The organism is Stappia sp. WLB 29, assembly GCF_023507705.1.
GTDB lineage: Bacteria > Pseudomonadota > Alphaproteobacteria > Rhizobiales > Stappiaceae > Stappia.
Genome location: NZ_JALBGD010000001.1, coordinates 189,759 through 212,950, shown reverse-complemented (window position 1 = coordinate 212,950; position 23,192 = coordinate 189,759). Strand labels below are relative to the sequence as shown.

General features: G+C 65.2%; 22 protein-coding genes. 4 read left to right on the top strand and 18 right to left on the bottom strand.

Annotated elements, in window-relative coordinates; genetic code table 11:
* Positions 1-16 precede the first annotated feature (16 nt).
* The 14 genes from MNI96_RS01030 to MNI96_RS00965 all read right to left on the bottom strand — a co-directional run bounded on the left by MNI96_RS01030 (position 17) and on the right by MNI96_RS00965 (position 15,748).
* The gene (locus MNI96_RS01030; RefSeq protein ID WP_249689537.1) at positions 17-1,822 is read right to left on the bottom strand and encodes a DEAD/DEAH box helicase; all 1,806 of its coding nucleotides are present in this window, start codon (positions 1,820-1,822) and stop codon (positions 17-19) included.
* 375 nt (positions 1,823-2,197) lie between these two features.
* Positions 2,198-2,773: a sarcosine oxidase subunit gamma gene (locus MNI96_RS01025; protein ID WP_249689535.1), complete on the bottom strand. Its 576-nt coding sequence runs from the start codon at positions 2,771-2,773 to the stop codon at positions 2,198-2,200.
* On the bottom strand, positions 2,766-5,786 hold the full coding sequence (locus tag MNI96_RS01020; protein ID WP_249689533.1) for a sarcosine oxidase subunit alpha: 3,021 nt from the start codon (positions 5,784-5,786) through the stop codon (positions 2,766-2,768). Before MNI96_RS01020 ends, MNI96_RS01025 begins: the two co-directional genes overlap by 8 nt.
* Entirely contained in the window at positions 5,783-6,088 is a 306-nt protein-coding gene (locus MNI96_RS01015; protein WP_249689531.1) for a sarcosine oxidase subunit delta, read from the bottom strand. Before MNI96_RS01015 ends, MNI96_RS01020 begins: the two co-directional genes overlap by 4 nt.
* Before the next feature lie 9 nt (positions 6,089-6,097).
* Complete coding sequence (locus MNI96_RS01010; protein WP_249689529.1) at positions 6,098-6,454, bottom strand: cupin domain-containing protein; 357 nt, start codon at positions 6,452-6,454, stop codon at positions 6,098-6,100.
* Between the two features lie 8 nt (positions 6,455-6,462).
* Positions 6,463-7,716 (bottom strand): sarcosine oxidase subunit beta family protein, encoded by a 1,254-nt coding sequence (locus MNI96_RS01005; RefSeq protein ID WP_249689527.1) that lies wholly within the window; start codon positions 7,714-7,716, stop codon positions 6,463-6,465.
* Positions 7,717-7,889: 173 nt separating this feature from the next.
* Positions 7,890-8,294 carry a DUF423 domain-containing protein gene (locus tag MNI96_RS01000; protein ID WP_249689524.1) on the bottom strand — a complete coding sequence of 135 codons (405 nt, stop codon included), beginning with the start codon at positions 8,292-8,294 and terminating at the stop codon, positions 7,890-7,892.
* 4 nt (positions 8,295-8,298) lie between these two features.
* Positions 8,299-9,210, bottom strand: a complete 912-nt coding sequence (locus tag MNI96_RS00995; protein WP_249689522.1) for a nitrilase-related carbon-nitrogen hydrolase — start codon at positions 9,208-9,210, stop codon at positions 8,299-8,301.
* 101 nt (positions 9,211-9,311) lie between these two features.
* On the bottom strand, positions 9,312-9,515 hold the full coding sequence (locus MNI96_RS00990) for a hypothetical protein (protein WP_249689520.1): 204 nt from the start codon (positions 9,513-9,515) through the stop codon (positions 9,312-9,314).
* Positions 9,516-9,628: 113 nt separating this feature from the next.
* The gene (recJ, locus tag MNI96_RS00985) at positions 9,629-11,458 is read right to left on the bottom strand and encodes a single-stranded-DNA-specific exonuclease RecJ (RefSeq protein WP_249689518.1); all 1,830 of its coding nucleotides are present in this window, start codon (positions 11,456-11,458) and stop codon (positions 9,629-9,631) included.
* A 23-nt stretch (positions 11,459-11,481) separates the two neighbouring features.
* On the bottom strand, positions 11,482-12,480 hold the full coding sequence (gene glpX / locus MNI96_RS00980) for a class II fructose-bisphosphatase (protein WP_249689516.1): 999 nt from the start codon (positions 12,478-12,480) through the stop codon (positions 11,482-11,484).
* 38 nt (positions 12,481-12,518) lie between these two features.
* Positions 12,519-13,841 carry a homoserine dehydrogenase gene (locus MNI96_RS00975; RefSeq protein ID WP_249689514.1) on the bottom strand — a complete coding sequence of 441 codons (1,323 nt, stop codon included), beginning with the start codon at positions 13,839-13,841 and terminating at the stop codon, positions 12,519-12,521.
* Positions 13,842-13,892: 51 nt separating this feature from the next.
* Positions 13,893-15,110: an LL-diaminopimelate aminotransferase gene (locus tag MNI96_RS00970; RefSeq protein ID WP_249689512.1), complete on the bottom strand. Its 1,218-nt coding sequence runs from the start codon at positions 15,108-15,110 to the stop codon at positions 13,893-13,895.
* 173 nt (positions 15,111-15,283) lie between these two features.
* A complete protein-coding gene (locus MNI96_RS00965; RefSeq protein WP_249689510.1) occupies positions 15,284-15,748 on the bottom strand; it encodes a hypothetical protein in 465 nt (154 codons plus the stop codon).
* Between the two features lie 230 nt (positions 15,749-15,978).
* Here MNI96_RS00965 and MNI96_RS00960 point away from each other — a divergent pair, with 230 nt between their 5' ends.
* Both MNI96_RS00960 and MNI96_RS00955 read left to right on the top strand, forming a co-directional pair.
* Positions 15,979-17,784 carry a PHA/PHB synthase family protein gene (locus MNI96_RS00960; RefSeq protein WP_249689508.1) on the top strand — a complete coding sequence of 602 codons (1,806 nt, stop codon included), beginning with the start codon at positions 15,979-15,981 and terminating at the stop codon, positions 17,782-17,784.
* A 150-nt stretch (positions 17,785-17,934) separates the two neighbouring features.
* Positions 17,935-18,552: a DUF6653 family protein gene (locus MNI96_RS00955; protein ID WP_249689506.1), complete on the top strand. Its 618-nt coding sequence runs from the start codon at positions 17,935-17,937 to the stop codon at positions 18,550-18,552.
* 67 nt (positions 18,553-18,619) lie between these two features.
* Here MNI96_RS00955 and rocD read toward each other — a convergent pair whose 3' ends face one another.
* Positions 18,620-19,834 (bottom strand): ornithine--oxo-acid transaminase, encoded by a 1,215-nt coding sequence (gene rocD / locus MNI96_RS00950; RefSeq protein ID WP_502960285.1) that lies wholly within the window; start codon positions 19,832-19,834, stop codon positions 18,620-18,622.
* 25 nt (positions 19,835-19,859) lie between these two features.
* Positions 19,860-20,813 carry an arginase gene (gene rocF, locus MNI96_RS00945; RefSeq protein ID WP_249689504.1) on the bottom strand — a complete coding sequence of 318 codons (954 nt, stop codon included), beginning with the start codon at positions 20,811-20,813 and terminating at the stop codon, positions 19,860-19,862.
* Positions 20,814-21,001: 188 nt separating this feature from the next.
* Between rocF and MNI96_RS00940 the strand changes: the two genes are divergently transcribed.
* Together MNI96_RS00940 and MNI96_RS00935 are read left to right on the top strand one after the other, a co-directional pair.
* Positions 21,002-21,424, top strand: a complete 423-nt coding sequence (locus MNI96_RS00940; RefSeq protein WP_249689501.1) for an Lrp/AsnC family transcriptional regulator — start codon at positions 21,002-21,004, stop codon at positions 21,422-21,424.
* 62 nt (positions 21,425-21,486) lie between these two features.
* Complete coding sequence (locus tag MNI96_RS00935) at positions 21,487-22,059, top strand: putative glycolipid-binding domain-containing protein (RefSeq protein ID WP_249689499.1); 573 nt, start codon at positions 21,487-21,489, stop codon at positions 22,057-22,059.
* A gap of 67 nt (positions 22,060-22,126) precedes the next feature.
* On the opposite strand, the gene rpsI is transcribed toward MNI96_RS00935, so the two are convergent.
* Positions 22,127-22,603, bottom strand: a complete 477-nt coding sequence (gene rpsI, locus MNI96_RS00930; protein ID WP_120268038.1) for a 30S ribosomal protein S9 — start codon at positions 22,601-22,603, stop codon at positions 22,127-22,129.
* Positions 22,604-22,606: 3 nt separating this feature from the next.
* Complete coding sequence (gene rplM, locus MNI96_RS00925; protein WP_067214860.1) at positions 22,607-23,074, bottom strand: 50S ribosomal protein L13; 468 nt, start codon at positions 23,072-23,074, stop codon at positions 22,607-22,609.
* Between the last annotated feature and the right edge of the window lie 118 nt (positions 23,075-23,192).

The window sequence follows — 23,192 nt, the reverse complement described above, 5'->3', positions numbered from 1 at the left end:
GACCGAAGCGCCCCGGTCAATCGGGGCGCTTCGGCTTGCGGTTCTTGTGCTTTGGCGGCTTGCCGTGATCGGCCGCCGGGGCCTTGTGCTTGCGGGGCGGCTTGCCGTCCTGCTTGAATTTGGGCTTGGCATACCTCGGGGCGATACGCACCTCCTCGACCGGCGAGATCCGGATGCCCTTCTCAACGCTGCCGGGCTGCAGGATCTGCCAGGCGTAGGCACCGGCCTTGTCGGCAGAGATTTCGAAACGGGTTTCGCGGTCGTCGATCCGGATCGTTCCGACATCGCGTTTGGTCACGCCGCCGGCATTGCAGATCATCGGCAGCAAGAACTTCGGGTCGGCACGGTGCTTGCGCCCAAGCGAGATCGTGAACCAGACGCCATCCTCCATGCTCGGGCCGCGCGGCTCGCGGGTCCGCACATGATCCTCGCCGGGCCGGCGGGTGCGGCTGCTGGGGCCCCGGCTCTGCAGCGCCTCGGCAGGAAGCGGCAGGAGGTCCTCCGGAACCGGATGTGCGGCCAGATTCTGGCGGAGGAACGCGGCAGCGATGCGCTCCGGTCCGGCGCGCTCCAGAAGCTCCGCCACGAAGTCTGCCTCCAGATCATCGGGCAGACTTGCCGTGACAGCGGCGTCGAGAATCTGGCGGCGGTAACGCGCCTCGATCTCCGCGATGCCGGGAGCCGCGCGCATGGTCGCGCTCAACTGCGCCATCGTCAGAACGCGATGTGCTGCACCGCGCCGGTTTTCCGGAACGATCAGGACGCAGATACCCTTTCGGCCGGCGCGACCGGTGCGACCGGAGCGATGCAGCAGGGTTTCCGGCTTGCTGGGCAGGTCGGCGTGGACCACGAGGTCGAGATTCGGGAGGTCGATGCCGCGCGCCGCAACGTCGGTCGCCACGCAGACGCGCGCGCGTCCGTCGCGCATGGCCTGCAGCGCGTTCGAGCGCTCCGACTGCGCCATCTCGCCCGACAGGGACACCACCGAGAAGCCGCGATTGACGAGGCGCGCCGTGAGATGGCGAACCGCTTCGCGCGTGTGGCAGAACACCAGGGAACTCTTGCTGTCGGTCTCCAGCAGCGTGTTGATGATTGCGTGCTCGCGCTCGTCGCGCCGCACCAGCATCACTTGATATTCGATGTCGGCATGCTGTTCGGTGGTCGCGAGCGTCGCGACACGCACCGCATCGGTCTGCACCGTCTTGGCCAATTCGGCGATGCCGCGCCTGACGGTCGCCGAGAACAGCAGCGTGCGGCGTTCCCTGGGCGACGCGCCGAGGATGAATTCCAGGTCTTCGCGAAAGCCGAGGTCCAGCATCTCGTCTGCTTCATCGAGCACCACCGCGCGAATGCCGCCGAGATCCAGCGCGCCGCGCGTGATGTGGTCTCGCAGGCGGCCGGGCGTGCCGACGACGAGGTGGGCGCCGCGTTCGAGCGCTCGGCGTTCGGTGCGGATGTCCATGCCACCCACGCAGGTCGCGATCCGGATCTGCGTTTCCGCATAGAGCCAGGCGAGTTCCCGTTGAACTTGAATGGCGAGTTCGCGCGTCGGAGCGATGATCAGGCCAAGCGGCGCGCCAGCCGCGTCGAAGCGCGTCGCGTTGCCAAGCAAGGTCGAGGCGATTGCAATGCCGAAGGCGATCGTCTTTCCCGATCCGGTCTGTGCCGAGACGAGCAGGTCGGATTCGCCGTACGTCTCGTTCGTCATCTCCAGCTGGACCGGCGTCAACTGGGTGTACCCCTTCGTCGCGAGGGCGGACGCGAGGGCCGGATGTATCCCGGAGATCGGGGGCGTGGAACTGGGATCAATATTCGGCGTCATAGTCACCATCTTTGTATGCTGCCGCGTATCATAGCGCGTACGTGTTGGGCAGCGGTAGTTTGCGGAGATCATCGTTCGCTGGCGAACCGAGCCGATGACGACAATACTGGAAAGGCTTGGAGGGGCTGAGCCAGAAGGAAACCCGCGCGCTCCCGAGCCAACCTGCAGAATGCGGATCGCGTGTCCTGACCGGCGGCTACCCCTGGCGACAGCTTGCCGTTTCTCCGAGAGCCGGCCCGTCCCAGCGGTCGGGGCAGCGGCCCGCTCATTCACCACGACCGCCGCCGCGGCGCAAGGCCGCTTTCGAAACAAAACGGGCGGCACCGCCGGTACCGCCCATTGTCCCGCTCTTTTTGCGCGCGAGCCTTGGCCGGATCAGGCCTCGGCGAGGTGTCCCTCGACATAGGGGGCAAAACTCGACCAGCATTCGATGGCGAAATTCTGCTCACTCGTACGCCACAGCACGATTTCCGCCTTGGTGAAAAGCGTGCGAGTCACCATACCGACCGGAAAAGCGGCAGGGTCGAGATCCAGAAAGACATGCGCGTTGAGAAGATCGGCAGCGCCCGGCCCTTCCAGCAGCAGAGCGACATGGCGCTCCGACACGTCGACCAGAGAGTGCGGGGTTTCCCCGAGCGCCGCGGCGATCTCTCCGGCAAGACTGCGAGCCAACGCATCGACCGCCTGAGGCCCATCCATAGCCGGGCGGGCGAGCAGAAGCCACTCGTCCGGCCCCTGCCAGAGCGCGGCGCGCTCGCCTGTCCTTTCGGAGGCAAGCGGCGATTGCGGCAGGGCGACGCCGAACGCGGCTCCTACCTTCGCGGCTGCGGCGGCATCGCCCCGAAACACGAAGCGGACCAGCAGAGCAGCGCGGCGGAGCGAAGTTCCGGCGCCGACAAGTGGCGACAGTGCCAGCGTCTCGGCGGGCGTGTGAAACAGGACATCAGGCATTGAGCCGGCTTCCTTCCGGATCGACGAACAGCGGCGGGACCACCTCGACGGCAATCGCACCATTCGGCATTGGCACATGGAGGGTTTCGCCGTGGCGGGCACGGCCGTTTGCGATCATCGCCAATGCGATCGGGCGGCCCGCTGCGGCGGACATATAGGACGAGGTGACATGACCCAGCGCCGGCGTGCGCGGCGCCGGATCTGCCTCTGCGGTGACCTGCGCCCCCTCCTCCAGAAGCGCCTTGCCGTCTTTTGTCAGCAGGCCGACAAGCTGCTTGCGGCCCGTAGCCATGAGGTCCGGCCGAGCAAGCGACCGCTTTCCGACGAAGTCCGGCTTGTTCTTGCCGATGGCCCAGGACATGCCGACATCGTCCGGCGTCACCGTGCCGTCGGTCTCCTGGCCGACGATGATGTAGCCCTTCTCGGCGCGCAGGACGTGCATGGTCTCGGTGCCGTAGGCGCATCCGCCGAGCCGCTCGACATTGGCGAAGACCGCATCCCAGACTTGGCGTGCGCGTGATGGCGGCACGTTGATCTCGTAGCCCGCCTCGCCGGTGAAGCTCATCCGGAACAACCGGCAGGGAATACCGCCCATGACATGCCCCTGGCGTACCGACATGTGTGGCATCGCTTCGGTGGAAAGGTCGATGTCGTCAACGAGCGGCGCGATGGCCTCGCGCGCCTTCGGCCCCTGCACCGCGATCACCGCCCACTGCTCGGTGGTGGAGGTCAGCCAGACCTTGAGGTCCGCCCATTCGGTCTGGAGATAGTCCTCCATATGGGCGAGGACGCGCGGCGCGCCGCCGGTCGTGGTGGTGACGTGGAAACGGTCCTCGGCGATGCGACCGACGACGCCGTCATCCATGATGAAGCCCGCCTCGTTGAGCATCAGCCCGTAGCGCAGGCGTCCGATGCCGAGCTTCTTCCAAGGATTGGTGTAGATTCGCTCAAGGAATTCAGCCGCATCCGGTCCGACCACCTCGATCTTGCCGAGGGTGGAGGCGTCGAAGATGCCGACGCTTTCGCGCACCGTGCGGCATTCCCGCAGCACCGCCGCGTGCATGTCCTCTCCGCTTTTGGGGAAGTACCAGGCGCGCTTCCACAGGCTGACATCCTCGAAGGCCGCGCCTTGCGCCGCAGCCCAGTCGTGGATCGCCGTGCGGCGGACCGGATCGAACAGATCGCCGCGCGAGGTCGTCGCCAGCGTGCCGAAAGTCACCGGCGTATAAGGCTGGCGGAAGGTGGTGAGACCGACCTGTGGGATCTCGTTGGCGAGTGCCGTGGACGCGATGGAGAGCGCATTCATGTTGGACAGGCGGCCCTGATCGGTCGCCATGCCGGTCGTGGTGTATCGCTTGATGTGCTCGATGGAATGCATGCCCTCGCGTACCGCGAGCTTCACATCCTTTGCCGTCACATCGTTCTGGAAGTCGACGAAAGCGCGCACGCGAGACGCATCGCGGTCGTGCGGCACGGCCCCCAGCCACCAGCCCGACGAGACCTCGCTGCCGCTTGCGGAGAAGGCCGGTACGTCGACCGCGTTTCCGGTCGCGGCCTGCGCTGCTTCCGCGCCGGCGCGGGCACCGTCGGCCAGCACCTGCGCCAAACCGTCGATGCCTCGGCAGCTGCCTGCGGAGCGCTGAGCCTGGACCGGATCGCCGGGCAGGAAAGCTCCCTTGTCGGCGTGCCAGTCAAGCTTGCCGCGGGCTTGCGAGTGCAGGCTGACATTGGGCGTCCAGCCGCCGGACATCAGCAGACAGTCGCAAGCAAGGCTGCCGGCGGACGAGACCGTGTCGCCGGATATGCGGCCAAGCCGGACGCCTTCGATCCGCTTGGTGCCCTTCACGCCGGTGACCGTGCAGCCGGTTTCCACCCGGATGGAATGGGCGCGGGCCTTCTCCTTCAACGCCGGATCCACATCGGTCCGCATGTCGAGGATAGCGACCACATTGCCGCCGAGCGCCTTGATGTCGAAGGCAGCACGCCAGGCGCTGTCGCAGGACGTGGCGACCGCAATCGCCCGGCCTGGCAGGACACCGAAACGGTTGGCGTAGATGCGTCCCGCCTCGGCCATCATGACACCCGGACGGTCGTTTTCGGGGAAGACCAGCGGCCGCTCGATGGCGCCGGTGGCGAGCACCACCTGGCGTGCTCGCACCTGCCAGAGGCGCTCGCGCGGCAGAGAGGGATCCGGATCGGCAAGGTGGTCGGTGACGCGCTCGGCGAGGCCGATGAAGTTCTGGTTGAAGTAGCCGAAGACGGTGGTGCGCGGCAACAGGGTGACGCGGTCGTTGCCCGCAAGCTCGGCAATCACGGCAGACACCCACTCCGCGGCAGGTCGGCCGTCGATCTGCGCTCCCACATCATGCAGCAGCGAGCCTCCTGGCTCCCCCTGCTCGTAGGCAAGGATCACCCGTGCTCCGGAGCGCGTGGCGGTGAGCGCCGCCGCAAGCCCGGCCGGGCCGCTGCCGGCGACGAGCACGTCGCAATGGGCGTAGCGATTGGCATAGCGGTCTGGATCCGGCGCTGTCGGCGCCTTTCCGAGACCGGCGGCGGCACGGATGAACGGCTCGTAGACCCGGTTCCAGAAGCTCTTCGGCCACATGAAGGTCTTGTAGTAGAAGCCGGCGACGAAGAGCGGCGACAGGCGGTCGTTGACCGCGCCGATGTCGAAGCCGAGCGAAGGCCAGCGATTCTGGCTGACGATGACCATTCCCTCATGAATTTCGACCTGGGTGGCCCGCAGGTTCGGCACGCTCTGGCCGGCGGCGGCGGCCGCTGCGGATTTCGCCACCCCGACCAGCGCATTCGGCTCCTCGGAGCCTGCTGTCAGGATGCCGCGCGGACGGTGGTACTTGAACGAGCGGCCGACGAGATGGATGCCGTTGGCGAGCAGTGCGGAGGCCAGCGTATCGCCAGCCTGTCCGACCAGCGTCTTGCCGTCGAAGATGAACTTAACGGATTTCGCGCGGTCGATGCGCCCGCCTTTCGAGGTGCGGAAGGAAAGGGTCATCGGGCGCCCTCCCCGCTGGCGGTGGCACTATCTGGGCGCGGCTCGCCGGTCTTGTAGACAGCGATGAAGCGGTCGCTGACCGTGTCGCGCAGCGCGTTGAAGAAGCGGCCACAGCCGTGAACATGGCGCCAGCGCTCGGCCATCACGCCCTTGGGGTTAGTGCGCATGTAGAGAAACTCGGCCCATTGATGATCGTCGAGATCCGCCGGCTGCATCGGACGTGCGATATGCGCCTCGCCGCCGTAGCGGAACTCGATCTCCGGGCGTTCGACGCCGCAGCAGGGGCAGTGGATCAGAAGCATCGGCTTGCCCTAGATTTTGGTCTTCTGAGCCGCAGTCTCCGGATCGCCGGTGTTCGGCGTGCCGGAAGGCTCGATCAGCAACAGGTGGGTTTCGACCTCGGCGACCGGGCAATGTTCTACGCCTTTGGGAACGACAAACAGTTCGCCGGGCCCGAGCGTGACATCGCCATCGCGCATGCGGATGGTCAACCTGCCGGACAGGACTTGAAAGAAGTCATCCGTATCGGGATGCGAATGCCAGGTGAACTCTCCCTTGACCTTCACCACCATGAGATCGTGACCATTGAACGAGCCGACGATCTTCGGCGACCAATGGTCGGAGAACAGAGCGAGCTTCCCGGCAAGGTTCACTGGTTGATGCGTCATGTCGGGCCTCAATGCGCGACGGCGGCAGCCGCCGCCTCGTCGATGAGCCGGCCGGTGCGGAACCGGTCCAGCGTGAACGGTGCATTGACAGGATGCGGCTCGTCGCGCGCGATGGTGTGGGCAAACACATGGCCCGAACCGGGCGTTGCCTTGAACCCGCCCGTACCCCAGCCGCAATTGACGTAAAGGCCCGGCACCGGGGTCTTGCCGATGATCGGAGAGCGGTCCGGTGTGACGTCGACAATACCGCCCCAGTTGCGCAGCATGCGCATGCGGCGGAACATCGGGAACAGCTCGCAGATCGCATCGACCGTGTGCGTAGTGATCTGCAATCCGCCGGTCTGGCTGTAGGAAACATACTGGTCGGTGCCCGCACCGATCACCAGTTCGCCCTTGTCCGACTGCGAGATATAGGCATGCACCGTGTTGGACATGACCACGCAGGGGAAGCACGGCTTCACCGGCTCGGACACCAGCGCCTGCAGCGGATTGGATTCCAGCGGCATTCGGACGCCGGCCATGTCCATCACGACCGAAGTGTGGCCGGCCGCGACCACGCCGACCTTCTTCGCCCCGATGAAGCCGCGCGAGGTCTCGACGCCGGCAATCGATCCGTCGGCGTGGCGGCGGATGCCGGTCACCGCGCAGTTCTGGATGATGTCGACGCCGCGACGGTCGGCTCCGCGCGCATAGCCCCAGGCCACCGCATCGTGGCGGGCAACGCCACCCTTGCGCTGGAGCGCGGCCCCAAGCACGGGATAACGGATGTTGCGGCCGATATTGAGCGGCGGGCAGAACTCCTTGGCCTCCTCCGCGCTCAGCCACTCATTCTGCACGCCGGCCAGCCGGTTGGCATGGACGTGCCGCTTGAAGACCTGGATGTCGTGCACCGTATGGGCGAGCATCATCACGCCGCGGGCGGAATACATGACGTTGTAGTTCAGCTCCTGCGACAGATCCTGCCACAAGTCCATCGCGTGGTCGTAGAGCGCCTCGCTCTCCTCCCAGAGATAGTTGGATCGGACGATGGTGGTGTTTCGGCCCGTATTGCCGCCACCGAGCCAGCCCTTTTCCAGCACGGCGACATTGGTGATGCCGTGTTCGCAAGCGAGATAATAAGCCGTGGCGAGACCATGGCCGCCGGCACCGATGATGATCACATCATATTCGGGCTTCGGATCGGGCTTGCGCCATTGGTGACCCCAGTCCTGATGGGCGTTGAGGGCCTTCAAGGCGAGGTCCCAGAAGGAGAAACGTGTCATGCGATCCTCTTGCCGGCGGCGCTCTCGCGGGCGCGGGCAACACCGCACCAGCGGAGTTGCGTTGCGAACGCCCTCACTTCCGTTGTGCTACCGATCCGGCAGCCGGTCTTGCCGAAAAACGACATTCCGTCGAGGCTTTGCGTCGCATCCGCGACAGTGGCAAAGACCGCGGGTCAGGCCCTTCTCACCATCCGAACGGCTCCAGCCAGCAGGATGCCCGCCCAGCCGAGGATCATCAAGCTGCCGCCCGTCGGCGCCGCCATCGAGAACAGCCGATCGCCCAGCATCACCCGCGAGGTCAGATCCCCGGCAAACAGCGCAAGACCCACTGCAAGCGCGAGCGTTGCGACCGCAAGAACACCGCGCGGACCGGTGGCACGCAGCGCGGCCAGCGCCAGAAAGGCCGGCGCGTGGAAGAGCAGCATGTTGGCCGCGTTCGACAGCAAATCGCCGCCGGGAAGATGGGCTGCCATCGCCGAAAGTGCGACACCCAGCCCACCGCTGAGGCCGGCAAGCAGGACGACGGCACCATTGATGCGGTCCTCGCCAGAGACTTGCGAACTATCCGGGAAACTCATTGGCTCACTCGCTCGACAATGTGACGTGATCCGCCGACCAGTTGCCCGGCCAGACCTCGGCGCCACCTGCGCGCAAGGCTCGGATGGCCGCAACGGGGACATCGACGACCAGAAGCGGCTCCTCCCCCTTGGTCCCGTCGATCGGAGCGATCTCCGCCACGACACCGCGGTAGCCGAGGGAAGGTTCGCACGGAATATAGAGCGCAGCACCGGAGACATTCGTGTCGTTCTGGGTCGTGCCGGGCGAAGCACCCACCACACCGCAGACTGCAACCGAGCACATCAGCTCGACAGCCCGCGCCTTGGCACAGCCGAAGACGCGGTGATAGCCGGCAAGGCTGGACGTCATCGACGGCACGATCAGCAGGTCGGGCGCGTCGCGAGCGATGAGGCTGGAAAGTGCCGGCATCTCGATGTCGAGACAGATCAGCATCATCATCGACAGGCCGGCGAACTCGAAGCGGACCACCTTGTCGCCGGGAGTGAGAAACCAGCTTTCGCGGTCGCGCTCGAACGGCGTCAGGGCCAGTTTGTCATGGGCGATGCTGCGTCCGTCGGGCAGCATGGCGACGGCGCGGTTGACGAAACCACCCTTGCCGTCCGTCCACGGGACGGAGCCGGCAACGAGCGAGACCCCGTGTTCGGCGACGAGAGCCGCCATTTCCGGCAGCAAGGCTTCCGCCTCTGCCGCCATAAAGGCGAGTTCTTCTGTTGGTTTCAACGCCTTGGGCTTCCAGGCCAGAAACGCCTCGCTGAGATATTCGGGAAGCACCAGGAGCTCGGCGCCCTGGGCATGGGCACGGGCAAGGCGCTGCGAGATGCCGGCGAGGAATGCCTCGCGGCTGCGTCCACCCATGCCAAGGTTGAAGGCGCAAAGCGCCAAGCGGAAGGTCTCGGGAGAGGAAGAGGTGTTCATGAGGCCGGATGCTGGCCCCATCGTCCAAGACAATCAAGGCGACAAATCGCGCGACCAACCGAAAAGGGTCGCAGCGAAGCGAGATTCCGGCCGTGAACTGGTCAGTCGTTGGAGATCATGGCCTTGGCCGCCATCAGCAGGCTGGCAAGCACGAGCCCTGCCCGCAAGGGCGTCACGGCAGCCGCACGCTCGGGAACAGCGGTAGAAACGCCCTGCGCCTGCAGGCGGCGCAAGGCGCGCTCTGCATTGTCTGCAGCAGTGTCGACTTCGGCCATCAAATGACGCAACTGGGCCCGAGGAGTCATGATTCCATCCCGCAATTCCATCCGGAGACACAGTAGTGCGGGCGGAGTTTCGCCTTCCTTAACAGGGCAGGAAATGCCGATGGGCAGAAGATTCCGAGATAGCTGACCCGGTCTCAGAGGCGGGAGCGCTGCGGATCGGCAACGTCGATCACCCTCAGCTGCACGCGCTCCTGCCCCTGCCATGTGTCGAGGGACAGCGATCCGGCGACATGCAAAGCGCCGCCTCGGGCACCGAGGATCGCCAGGCCGAGCGGCGTATCGGCGGCCTTGAAGGCGATGGCCTTGAGCGTGCTGCCGCCGCCATCGGCCAGCGTCAGGCGCACATGTCCCTTGCCGACCGTATCGGCGAAGGTGACGCGGTGGCTGGGAAAGGCGAAGACAGGTTCCGGGTGGCCGGCGCCGAACGGGCCTGCCGTTTCCAGCATGTGCAGAAGATCGGCGCTGGCGGCTCCCGCCGTCATGGCGCCGTCGATCTTCAGTTCGGTCGCCGAGCGTGCGGCGGCAACGTCCTCGGCCAGCGCGTCCTGCAGGAAGGCAGCAAGGTCGGCAAGTTTCTCGCGGCGGACGGTCAGGCCTGCGGCCATCGCGTGTCCGCCGCCCTTTTCCAATATCTTCTCGTCGACGGCGCGCCGGACGGCAGCTCCAAGGTCGACACCGGGGATCGAGCGCCCGGAGCCTGTCCCCTTGCCGTCGACGTCATAAGCGATGGCGAAGGCCGGCCGGCGATAGCGTTCCTTGAGGCGGGCGGCGACGAGACCGACGACGCCGGGATGCCATCCGGGCGAGCCAGTGAGGAGAACGGCCGGGGCGTGTTGCTGGGTGGCGATCAACGCCTGGGCATCGCCCTCCAGAAGCATTTCGGCCTCGATGGCCTGGCGCTCGGCGTTAAGCCCATCGAGCCGCTCGGCGATGGCGCGCGCCTCGTCCATGTCGTCGGTGGTAAGGAGCCGTGCGCCAAGGGCGGCGTCGCCGATGCGGCCGCCTGCATTGATGCGCGGGCCGATCATGAAGCCGAGATGATAGGGCGTTGCCCGGCCGTGGACGCGCGACACGTCGCCGAGCGCAGCAAGGCCGGCATTGGCGCGGCCGTGCATGGCGAGCAGACCCTTCCGCACGAAAGCCCGGTTCAGCCCTTTCAACGGCACCACGTCGCAAACCGTTCCGACGGCAACGAGATCGAGCAGCGCCAGCAGGTCCGGCTCCCGCCTGCCGCGGAACAGCCCGCGGCGGCGAAGCTCTCGGTTCAGCCCGACGAGGAAGACAAAGGTAACGCCGACGGCAGCGAGATGGCCAAGACCGGAGAGATCGTCCTGCCGATTCGGATTGACCAGGGCAGCGGTGGCGGGCAGTTCCTCGCCCACCTGGTGATGGTCGAGCACCACGACGTCTAGGCCGACGGTGCGGGCCTCGGCGAAGGCCTCGAAGGAGACGCTGCCGCAATCGACGCAGACGAGGAGCCCTGCCCCCTCCTCCCGCAGCATGCGGATGGCCGGCCCGTTGGGCCCGTAGCCTTCGATGACGCGGTCGGGAATATGAATGCGGCTGGCGATGCCGAGGAAAGAAAGATAGCGCGACAGCAGCGCGGAGGACGTGGCGCCGTCCACGTCATAGTCGCCGAAGATCGCGATACGTGCGCCCGCGGCCACTGCATCGGCGACCCGCGCGACGGCCGGATCCATGTCGCAAAGCGACGAAGGATCCGGCATCAGATCCTTGATGGTGGGATCGAGAAACCGCTCGGCCGCTTCCAGCTGGACATCGCGAGCGGCCATCACCCGCGCGACGACCTCCGGCACGCCGAGACGCTGTGCCATCGCTAGCGCCGTTGCGGCCTGCGGCTGTGTCAGCCGCTCCCGCCAGGTCCGCTCGCCGGCGGAACGGACGACGCCGAGAACACGGCGGCGCCTGTCATCCGTCGAAGCGGTCTGGTCGATGCCGGTCATCTGGCGGGTACGGCCCTCTTCGTTCAGTCGAGGTGGAACTTGTCGAGTTGGGTGTGGCGCGCCTTGATGTAGCGCACCGTACCCGTCGCCGCGCGCATCACCACCGTGTGGGTGGTGATCTCGCCGCGCCCGAAGCGCACGCCCTGCAGGAAGTTGCCGTCGGTGACCCCGGTGGCGGCGAACAGGACATCCTCGCCGCGCGCCATCTCCTCCATCGTGTACTTGCGATGGATGTCGTCGATACCCATGCGGCCGGCCCGCTCGACCTGCTCGTCGCGGGTGATCACCAGCCGCCCCTGCATCTGGCCGCCGATGCAGCGCAGCGCCGCCGCCGCCAGTACGCCCTCCGGCGCACCGCCGATGCCCATATAGATGTCGATGCCGGTCTCGTCCGGATCGGTGGTGTGGATAATACCTGCCACGTCGCCATCGCCGATCAGACGCACCGCGACGCCGGTGGCGCGCAGGTCCTCGATCAGGCGAGCGTGGCGCGGACGGTCGAGCACGCAAGCGGTGATCTCGGCGACCGGAACGCCCTTGGCCTTGGCCAGCGCGTTGATGTTGTCGGCCACGGGGGCGTCGAGATCGACCAGGCCGGCCGGATAGCCCGGACCGATGGCGATCTTTTCCATGTAGCTGTCCGGCGCATTGAGCAGGCCGCCCTTCGGCGCCAATGCGATCACGGCCAGCGAATTGGGCAGGTTCTTGGCGCAGATCGTGGTACCCTCGAGCGGATCTAGGGCGATGTCGACCTCCGGCCCCTCGCCCGTGCCAACCTTCTCGCCGATATAGAGCATCGGCGCTTCGTCGCGCTCGCCCTCGCCGATGGTGACCGTGCCGTCGATCGGCAGGCGGTTCAGTTCCCGGCGCATAGCGTCGACTGCGGCCTGATCGGCAGCCTTCTCGTCGCCGCGGCCGCGCAGGCGGGCAGCGCCAACGGCGGCACGCTCGGTGACGCGGGCAAGCTCCAGGGTCAGAATACGGTCGAGTGCTTCGCTATGAAGGTCTGCATTGCTGGGCATCAGGGTTCCTCGAAGGGCGCGTGACAGGGGCGGATCGGTCAGCCGAGTTTCTCGATACGGATGAGTTGCGGGGTCCCGGCGACGACGTTCTGTGCGGAAATCGTCGCAAGGGCCCGCTTCACCGCAGCCTCGGTGGTTTCGTAGGTGATCAGGATCACCGGTTGCGGCGTGTCGCCATGCGGAGTCTGGTCGCCGACGCGGCGGGTCCGGTCGCGCTGGACGATGGATTCCAGCGAGATGCCCTCGCCGGCCATGATCCGCGCAATCTCGGCAAAGGCGCCAGGACGGTCGTAGACCGCGAGGCGGATATAGTAGCCGCCCTCATGCATGCGCATGCGCGCGGCCTTGTAAGGGGTGAGCTTGCCGACCGGACGGCCGAGAGCAGGAATGGCAAGGCCGCGCGCAATATCGGCGAGGTCTCCCAGAACGGCCGAGGCAGTGGCGTTGCCGCCGGCGCCGGGACCGACAAGCACGACCTCGCCGACCGCGTCACCGTCGATGGCAACCGCGTTCAGCACCCCATCGATCCGGGCGATCGCCGAGGCGCGGGGCACCATGGTCGGGTGCACGCGCTGTTCGATACCGCTGTCGGTCTTCTGGGCAACGCCCAGCAGCTTGATGCGGTAGCCGAGTTCGGTCGCCGCCTCGATATCGGCGCGGGTGATCGAGGAGATGCCCTCCATGTAGATCGCATCCGCGTCGATCTCATTGCCGAAGGCGAGCGACGTCAGCAACGCCAGCTTGTGGGCGGTGTCGAAGCCTTCGATGTCGAAGGTCGGGTCGGCCTCTGCATAGCCCAGCCGCTGGGCATCGGCGAGGCACTCGGAAAAGTCCAGCCCTTCCTGCTCCATCCTGGTCAGGATGTAATTGCAGGTGCCGTTGAGGATGCCGTAGATCCGCGAAATGTCGTTGCCAGCGAGGGACTCGCGCACCGCCTTGATCACGGGGATGCCGCCGGCGGCCGCTGCCTCGAAGGCGAGGCTGACGCCGTTTTCCTCGGCAAGGCGGACGAGTTCGACGCCGTGGCGGGCGAGCAGCGCCTTGTTGGCGGTGACCACATGCTTGCCGGCGGCCAGGGCTGCGCGCACGCTCGCCTCCGCCGGGCCGTTGTCTCCGCCGATCAGTTCGACGAAGACATCGATATCCGGAGATACGGCGAGGTCTTCGGCCCGGTCGTGCCAGATGATCTCCGAAAGATCGACGCCACGATCACGGGAGCGATCACGCGCCGAAACGCCGGTGACGGTGACGGGGCGGCCGCAGCGAGTGGCAAAAGTGTCCGCCTTGCGGCGAAGCAGGCGAACGAGAGAGGCACCAACCGTTCCGAGGCCGGCAACGCCGACGCGCAATTCAGATTTCATGAAGATCGCGATCCGTTTGAGGAGTGACGCGCCGCGCGAGGCGGCACGCCCTTAACCCGAGGCTCCGATGGGGATGACGTTGTGCAATTTTTCGTCCGCGGTTTCAAGGAAGCGGCGCAGGCTTCTCGCTGCCTGACGGATGCGCTGCTCGTTTTCCACCAGGGCGATGCGCACATGGGTGTCGCCATACTCGCCAAAGCCGAGGCCGGGAGCCACGGCGACGTCCGCATGCTCGATCAGGAGCTTGGAGAATTCCAGCGAGCCGAGATGACGGAACTTCTCCGGGATCGGCGCCCAGGCGAACATCGAGGCCTCCGGTGCCGGCACGTCCCAGCCGGCCCGCCCGAAGGACTCGACCAGGATGTCGCGCCGCTTGCGGTAGGTCTCGCGCGCCGCGACGATGCAGTCGTCCGGGCCGTTCAGCGCAGCGGAGGCGGCCACCTGGATCGGCGTGAAGGCACCATAGTCGAGGTAGGATTTCACCCGCGCCAACGCCGCGATAAGCCGCTCGTTGCCAACGGCGAAACCCATGCGCCAGCCGGGCATCGAGAAGGTCTTGGAGAGCGAGGTGAACTCGACCGCGACATCGATGGCGCCAGGCACCTGCAGCACGGAGGGCGGCGGCGTGGCGCCGAAATAGATCTCGGAATAGGCGAGATCAGACAACACGAAGATGTCGTGCTTCTTCGCGAAGGCGATGACGTCCCGGTAGAACTCGATGTCAGCGACATAGGCGGTCGGGTTGGCCGGATAGCACAGGATCATCGCGATCGGCTTCGGCACCGAATGGATGAGCGCACGCTCCAGCGCGTGAAACACCTCCGGTCCCGGCTCAGAGGGAATCGAGCGCAGCACTGCACCGGCCATCAGGAAGCCGAAAGCATGAATCGGGTAGCTGGGGTTGGGCACCAGCACCACGTCGCCCGGCGCCGAGATGGCCTGTGCCATGTTGGCGAAGCCTTCCTTGGAACCGAGGGTCGCAACGACCTGGGTCTCCGGGTTGAGCTTCACGCCGAACCGGCGCTCATAATAGGCCGCCTGCGCCCGGCGCAGGCCCGGAATGCCCTTGGACGCGGAATAGCGATGGGTCCTGGGGTTCTGGACGGTCTCCGTCAGCTTGTCGACGATATGCTTGGGGGTCGGCAGATCGGGATTACCCATGCCGAGATCGATGATGTCTGCGCCTGCCGCGCGTGCCTTTGCCTTGAGCCGGTTGACCTGTTCGAAGACATAGGGCGGCAAGCGCCGCGTCTGGTAGAACTCTTCCATGGTCCAATCCTCACCCGCAAAGCGTGGTCTGCGCGCGCCTCGTATCCAGGCGCATACAAGCATCGGCCGAGGCGCGATGCCAAACGGCGGCTACATACCAGTGGCCGGGCCGCCGCGCATCGGCAAAAAGGCTTTGGGGCCAAAATATCCGCGCCTGAAACGGCACAAGGACATCATTGGCTCGCGCCGTCCGCCTCGATCTCTGAAATGGCACGGGCGCCATGGCTCTCCCCGAGCTTCTTCAGCTGGGAAACGCTGCTGGCCACGGCAGGCCGTGTGCCGCCGCGCGAGCGTGCGATCTCCTGAAGACGGCTGCGCGTGGCCGCTGCCGCATCCTCGGTGAGCAACCCGTCGGGATCGCGCATAGAAGGCGTCGCCGCTATTCCCTGCTCTGCAACCGGCCCCGACCTGGCGGGCGCGCCGGTCGGCCCGTAGGCGACGGGCGGTGTCAGAGTTGGCATGGCCTCGGTCGCCGCGGAGGATGTAGTTGCCGGCTGAGCCGTCGCTAGGGGGGACGACGCTGCCGCGCGCGGAGAACCTTCCGGCTCCAGCGCGTCGATCAGCGTGCCGGAGGGCGCATAGGCGCACCCGGCGACCAGCGCCGAGACCAAAAAGGTGGTGAAGACCGTTGCACGCATGTAACCGTGGTCCTGCACGAATTTCCCGAACGTCACCGCTTGCAAGCTGATGGGGACGTACGACATTGTAAGCGCTTTGTCCAACTTGTCAGTTGGCCGTCATCAAGCCCTATTATGGCGTCAAGCGGACAAGGTGTGCAAACGGGGGTCGACAATGGTCGCCGCAAACGATCCGCGCAGGGTGCGGTCGCTGACGGCAACCGGGTACTAGAGTGGAGGATACGCCAGGGATGACTGACGAAAAAACCAGTCCGCTGTTGCAGTATATCGTCAAGAATCCAGAGGCGTTTGCTCAGAATTTCGGCCGCATCATCGAAAATGCCGGGCGCGCCATGGCGGCTTATGTGGAGCCGCGCGAGAAGGGCGAGATCAAGCCGGAGACCAGCGACGAGCTTACGGTGATCTTCAAGACGCTGGCTCAGGTCGGCGAGTACTGGATGTCCGACCCGCAGCGCGCGCTCGAAGCGCAGACGCGGCTCTGGGGTAAGTATATCGACCTGTGGAACTCGTCGCTGAAGCGCATGATGGGCGAGCAATCGCTTCCCGCTGCCAGCCCCGATCCGCGCGACAAGCGCTTCGGCGATCCGGAATGGAGCGAGAACCAGTTCTTCGACTTCGTGAAGCAGCTCTACCTCATCACTTCGCAATGGGCCGAGCAGATGGTGATAGAGGCCGCCGATCTCGACGAGCACACCCGCCACAAGGCGGACTTCTACGTCAAGCAGATCGCCAACGCGCTGTCGCCCTCCAACTTCGTGCTGACCAATCCCGAACTGCTGCGCGAGACGCTGGAATCCAACGGCGAGAACCTAGTGCGTGGCATGAAGCTGCTTGCCGAGGACATCGAGGCCGGCAAGGGCGACTTGAAGATCCGCCAGTCCGACCCGACCAAGTTCCGCGTGGGCACTAACCTCGCCCTGACCCCCGGCAAGGTGATCGCCCAGAACGACGTGCGCCAGTTGATCCAGTACGAGCCGACGACCGAAACCGTTCTGAAGCGGCCGCTGCTGATCGTCCCGCCCTGGATCAACAAGTATTATATCCTCGACCTGACGCCCGAGAAGTCGTTCATCAAATGGGCGGTGGACCAGGGACACACGGTCTTCGTCATCTCCTGGGTGAACCCGGACGAGCGGCAGGCGCAAAAGGGCTTCGAGCATTACATGCGCGAAGGCATTCTGGAATCGCTGGACATCATCCGGAAGGCAACGCGCGAGGAACAGGTCAATGCCATCGGCTATTGCGTCGGCGGAACGCTGCTGGGCGTGACGCTCGCCTACATGGCGGCGACGGGCGACGAGCGCATTGCCAGCGCGACCTTCTTCACCACTCAGGTCGACTTCACCCATGCGGGCGACCTGAAGGTCTTCGTGGACGAGGAGCAGATCCAGGCCATTGAGCGACGGATGGGCGAGAAAGGCTATCTCGACGGCTCGAAGATGGCCTCCGCCTTCAATCTGCTGCGCTCGAACGATCTCATCTGGCCCTATGTGGTCAACAATTACTTGAAGGGGCGCGAGCCGTTCCCCTTCGACCTCCTCTACTGGAACTCCGACTCCACCCGCATGCCTGCGGCGAACCACTCGTTCTATCTGCGGAATTGCTACCTGGAGAACCGGCTCAGCAAGGGGGCGATGGAAATCGGCGGCCACAAACTCGATCTCGGCAAGGTGAAGATCCCGGTCTACAACCTTGCGACCCGCGAAGATCACATCGCCCCGCCCCAGTCAGTGTTCCTTGGCTCGCAGTTCTTCGGCGGACCGGTCGACTACGTTCTGTCGGGGTCCGGCCACATCGCCGGTGTCGTCAATCCCCCGGCTCGGAACAAGTACCAATACTGGACCGGCCCGCGTCCCAAGGGGGAGTACGAAGCGTGGCTCGCCAAGGCGAAGGAGCATCCCGGATCCTGGTGGCCGCACTGGGACAGCTGGATCCGCAAGCACGAGAGCAGTACGGCGAAGCCGCGCAAGCCCGGTGCCAACCGGATGAAGATCGTAGAGGACGCACCGGGCAGCTACGTCAAGGCGACCTCCTGACCGCATACCGCCTGCAAACCATGTCAGGCATCTCGGGTGGCGAGGAACCGGTGGCTAGGCTAAACTCTCTGGCTTGAGGAAACGCCTACCGGATCGTGCCAACCCCCTGCAAGAGGGAGCATCGCCCGGAATTCGCAAGAGATGCGAGAGATGCAACAGCAAAAGGTCACGTCTCGGCCGAGACCTGCGCGCTATTCGGTCTACCGGCCGATGAATGCCGGCCGCTTGCGCATGCTCGGCATGGACGCGGATGTATGGCACCGCCATGCGAGCGGATGGAGCGTGTGGACACGCTTCGCCACGCTGCCCTTTCTCTATCTGGCTGTGTGGTCGCACGGGTGGTTCGGCTGGCCGCTAGCCGGCCTCTCCATTGCCACTGTGTGCCTGTGGCTCTGGCTCAATCCCCGCATCTTCCCTCCGCCCCGACGCCTGGACACGTGGCATGCGCGCGCCACCTTCGGCGAGCGTGTCTGGCTCAACCGTGCCGTCGTACCGATCCCCTCAGACGACAACCGCCGGGCCATCGCACTGTCTCTTGCCACGTCCGTCGGCTTTGCTCTGGGCATGTGGGGGGCGCTGACGCTGAACCTCTCGCTGGTGATCGTCGGCACGGTGGTCACCTACGCGGCCAAGATGGCGTTTCTGGCCGGCATGGTGGTGCTCTACGACCGGATGCGCGACGCACATCCTGTCTACCGCTCCTGGACCGTCGTTCCCGACAACGACAACACCTCCCGTCACGAACTCGACCGCCGTACGGCATCCTGATTTCCGGGTACCGAGCTAGCCAACCGCAAGCGGGGAGCCGATCAGCTCCCCCATTGCGACCCGCCGGTCAATGAGCCGTGCGCGTCAGCACCTTGTCGAAACGCTCGAGTGCCCAGTCGACCTCATCCGCCGTGATGACCAGCGGCGGGGCAATGCGGATCGTGTGGTCGTGAGTATCCTTCGCAAGGATCCCCTGCTCCCTGAGTGCTTCGCAATAGGCGCGGGCGCCGCCGGCTCCGGGATGCAGCTCGACAGCGAGCATCAAGCCGCGCCCGCGCACATCGCGCACGGCGTTCGAACGGATCGAACGCAGGCCCTCGATGAACCGCTGCCCCTGCCGTTCGGCATTTTCGATCATTCCCTCCTCGACCAGCGCCTTGAGCGCAGCCCGAGCCACCGCACAGGCCAGTGGGTTGCCGCCGAAGGTAGAGCCGTGCTCGCCGGGCTGCAGAACGCCCAGCACCTCAGAATTCGAGAGCACCGCGGAGACGGGATAGAAGCCACCCGACAGCGCCTTGCCGACCAGCGTGACATCGGCCTCGATGCCCTCGTGTTCCTCGGCGAGCAGCTTGCCGGTCCGCCCCAGGCCCGTCTGTATCTCGTCGAGGATCAGCGTGACGTTGTGCTGCGTGCAAAGCTCGCGGACCCGGGCGAAATAGCCGGCCGGCGGAATCAAGATGCCGGCCTCGCCCTGGATCGGCTCGACGAGGAAGGCGACGGTGTTCGGAGTGATGGCCTGTTCGAGCGCATCGATGTCGCCGAATGGGACTACCCGAAAGCCCGGAGCGAAGGGGCCGAACCCGGTCCGGGCAACGGGATCGGTCGAGAAGCCGACGATGCCGAGAGTACGGCCGTGGAAATTGTTGGAGCAGACGATGATCTCGGCCTTGCCGGCCGGCACGCCCTTGACCTCGTAGCCCCACTTGCGCACCGCCTTCACGGCGCTCTCCACCGCCTCGGCGCCGGAATTCATCGGCAAGATCTTGTGGGCACCGGTGAGCTTTGCCAGATCCTCATAGAGAAGCGCCAGCTGGTCGTTGCGGAAGGCGCGAGAAGTCAGTGTGAGCTTCGCTGCCTGCTCGGTCATCGCCGCGAGGATCTTCGGATGGCAGTGCCCCTGATTGACTGCCGAATAGGCCGCAAGGCAATCCATATAGCGGTTGCCGTCGACATCCCACAGCCAGACGCCCTCGCCGCGGGTCAGAACGACGTCGATCGGCTTGTAGTTGTGCGCGCCGAGCTCGTGTTCGGCGGCGATATAGTCTTCGGGCAGGCGGGTCACATCCATCTCCATTGATCGGGGCCCATCAGGCAAAGGCCTGGGTCGGGCGGTCCATGACATCCTGGCCGAAGAGGCTGGCAACCAGCTCGGCAAGAGCGATGGCGCTCCGGCCGCGTTCGTCCAGGAAGGGATTAAGCTCGACGATATCGAGCGACACGGTGACGCCGGCATCCTCCAGCAGTTCCATCACCAGATGGGCCTCGCGGTAGGTGGCCCCGCCAGGCACGGTGGTGCCCACGCCCGGCGCAATGCCGGGATCGAGGAAGTCCACATCAAGTGATACATGAAGAACGCCGCCGTTATTCCTGACTTTCTTTAGGAAATCGCGCATGAGTAGCGACACACCATTCTCATCGATCTGCCGCATGTCGCAGACTGTGACGCCGCGGCGGCGCAGAAGTTCGCGCTCCTGCGGGTCGATGGACCGGGCGCCGAAGACGCACATGCGAGACGGATCGATAACGGCGCGAGGCGCGTCCGCCGTCACGGGAAACAGCTCTTCTTCACCCGCGGCGAGCGCTAGCGACATGCCATGCAGGTTGCCGGACGGCGAGATGGACGGGGTGTTGAAGTCAGCATGGGCATCCAGCCAGAGCACATACACGGGACGGCCCTTCTCCTGCCAATGGCTGGCAACGCCGGAAAGCGATCCCATGGAGAGCGAATGGTCGCCGCCCATGAACACCGGCAGATAGCCCTCGTCGCACAGACGCCGTGCCTCGCGCGCCAGAGGGCGCACCCAGGAAGCGACGACCTCCGGCACATGCGCCCTGCCCGGCAGGTGCAGCGGGGCAATCGCCTCCAGAGGAATCTGCGTCACGTCGCCGAAGTCGCTGACCGACCAACCGAGAGCTTCCAGCCGTTCGGCAAGTCCCGCGACACGCAGTGCAGCCGGCCCCATGGCCGCGCCGCGTCGTCCAGTACCGGCCTCAAGCGGTACGCCGAGAAGTGCAATCGGTTGTGTCCTGTCCGTCGACATGCATCTGTCTCCTGCCTTGCTGTCTCATCCATCAACGATCCGCCGGGAAAATGGATCCGGCGGCCGCCGGCAACAGCGTAGCTCAGAACGGATGATGTCCGGATGAAGAGTGAGCGAACAGGTGATAATTCGTCAGATTGTCGGTATGATCAAACATACTGAAAAGCACCATTTAGCGAAGTGACAAGATGGACGATCTGGACCGCCGACTCATCGCCCTGCTGCGCCACGACGCGCGGCTGCCCGTCGCTTCGCTTGCGGCCGATCTCGGCGTGTCGCGGGCAACGGTGAAGGCGCGCATCGACCGACTGACGGAGATCGGCGTCATCCAAGGCTTCACCATACGCCTGCGCAGCCACGAGGCCGGCGGGCGGGTCCGTGCGATCATGATGATCGAGGTCGAGGGACACCGGGCGGAGACCGTGGTTCGGCGGCTTCAGGGTTTTCCGGAGGTGCGGGCCTTGCACACGACCAACGGCCGCTGGGATGTGGTCGCCGAACTGGAGACCGACACGCTGGAAGCGTTCGACCGCCTGCTCTCCACCGTTCGTCTGCTCGACGGCATCGCCGGTTCGGAAACCAGCATCCTGTTGTCGTCGCGCAAGGGCTGAAAACTAGACCAGCCGGATGCGACCCTGTCGAGGGGCGGCTCCGAAGGCAGAAGGAGACGACGATGGTGACCGAAACAGATATCCTGTTCTGGCAGCGTCTGGACCAGCCGGGACTGGAGCGCCTGGCGATCAACAGCCGCGAGGATGGCGTGCACGTGAGAGCCACTCTGCTCTGCCTGGACGACGGCGGTTTTCAGGTGAGCCACGTTTGGCGGCTTGATCCGAACTGGCGAACCCTGTCGCTCGACATAGTCAAACTGGATGCCGGCGGTGAACAGCGCCTCCTGATCGAGCGGACGACCAGCGGCTGGACGGTCGATGGCATCCGCCGGCCAGACCTGGGCGGAGTCGACGAGCCTGACCTTTCCGTCACTCCCTTCTGCAATACCCTTCCCATCCGGCAGCTACAGGCTGGAACTGCTTCAAGCCGCACCATTTCGACCTGTTACATCGACGCTGCCAACATGAGCGTCGTCCCGTCGACACAGAAATATGAGCGGATCTCGCAAGGTCGTTTCCGATATATAGATCTCGGCGTGTACAAAGGCTTCGAGGCCGATCTCGATGTTGATGGGCACGGATTCGTCGAACGCTACGAAGGTCTTTTCGAACGCATCCGACCAAGCTGGGGATAGCATCCGGTGAACGCAAAACGGCCCGCCAGAGGCGGGCCGTCGAATATCGCAAGGTGATCGGTAAAGATCAGCGCTTGGAGAACTGGAAGCTCCGGCGAGCCTTCCGGCGGCCGTACTTCTTGCGCTCCACGACGCGGCTGTCGCGCGTCAGGAAGCCTTCCTTCTTGAGGATACCGCGCAGCTCCGGCTCATAATGGGTCAGAGCCTTGGAGATGCCGTGGCGCAGCGCGCCGGCCTGGCCGGAGAGGCCGCCGCCGGAAACGGTGGCGATCACATCGTACTGGCCATCGCGGTCGGTCAGAACGATCGGCTGACGCAGGATCATCTGAAGGACCGGACGCGCGAAATACGCGGAGTAGTCCTTCTTGTTGATGGTGATCTTGCCGGTGCCCGGCTTGATCCAGACGCGCGCGATGGCGTCCTTGCGCTTGCCGGTGGCGTAGGCGCGGCCAAGGGAGTCCAGCTTCTGGACATGCACCGGGGCTTCGGCCTGGGCAGTGCCCATGGCGCCGCCGAGTTCTTCGAGGGACTGAAGCTCAGCCATGGATTAGGCCCTCTTTCCGTCGTTCTTCGCGTTGAAGGCCTTGAAGTCGACGGAAACCGGCGACTGGGCCTCATGCGGATGCGTGGCACCGGAATAGATCCGGAGATTCTTGAGCTGGGCGCGGCTCAGCGGGCCACCCGGCATCATGCGCTTCACGGCCTGCTCAAGCACACGCTCGGGGAAACGACCCTCGAGAATGGCACGGGCGGTGCGCTCCTTGATGCCGCCGGGGAAGCCGGTGTGCCAGTAGTACTTCTTGTCGTAGTACTTCTTGCCGGTCAGCACCGCCTTGTCGGCGTTGATCACGATGACGTTGTCACCGCAGTCGATGTGAGGCGTGAAGGTCGGCTTGGTCTTGCCGCGCAACGTGTTGGCGATGAAGGCGGCCAGGCGGCCGACGACAACACCTTCTGCGTCGATCAAGATCCACTTCTTCTCGACCTCGGCCGTCTTGGCAGAATAGGTCTTCATGGCTGTGGTCCGTTTTTGGTCGCGGGCGCCGCGAACATTGCGGAACACCCGAGGTCAAGCAAAACGGGCCCCGAAACGGGCCCGCTTCCTGTCGGCGCAGGATGTACGCGCCTTCGCA